We start from the raw sequence: 609 nt of genomic DNA, 5'->3' as shown, positions 1-609 counted from the left end.
ACGCTATCTGGGAGAACTCCTTCGGTCCGGAACATATCTTGCAGCACCGACCAATAGTGCGAACAAGAACCAGCCGGAAACCGTCTAACGGTCATATGCCTCGCGTAGGCTCCTTTAGACGGATAGATAATCAGCTTGGCCGTACCAAATATTGATTCTAGAACGTGAGAAACACACGTTCTGGTGATCTGCATGGCGCCCAAGGAAACCGCTTCCGCATGTGCCGAAGATCTTCGCCCATTCAAGAATATTCTCGAGTCGGGCGGGTTCTACGTCGAGACTGGCAGCGGCGAGGACATGCACAAGTTTGCCGCCCGTCTCATCGGGGAAGGGCGGCACGTCTATCCCGGGTTTCGATACAAATACGAGCCGAGCAATCCCGGCCATTACGCCGCAATCCTCAATCACCGTGACGAGCTGCAGTGCTGTATGGCCTGGCGGATATTCGAGACGGACAACCTCGTTTCACAGATCGAGACTTTCTTGCCTCACTACTGCGATCATAACGAGGCCGATCCGCCCTTTGTTTCTGAAATCCGCGAGCTCCATATCAATGGGCGCATCGGATATCGAGGCGGGCTCAACAGCCTAAATCCTGGAAATCGCCTT

At 54.0% G+C, this 609-nt stretch carries 1 protein-coding gene; it reads left to right on the top strand.

The features are described 5' to 3' along the window. Window positions 1–192 precede the first annotated feature (192 nt). A partial coding sequence (locus IG168_RS20495) for a hypothetical protein (RefSeq protein WP_193166464.1) occupies window positions 193–609 on the top strand: 417 nt, incomplete at its 3' end.

It is taken from the genome of Microbulbifer hainanensis (assembly GCF_014904735.1).
Lineage (GTDB): Bacteria > Pseudomonadota > Gammaproteobacteria > Pseudomonadales > Cellvibrionaceae > Microbulbifer > Microbulbifer hainanensis.
This window is presented reverse-complemented; position numbering and strand designations above follow the sequence as displayed.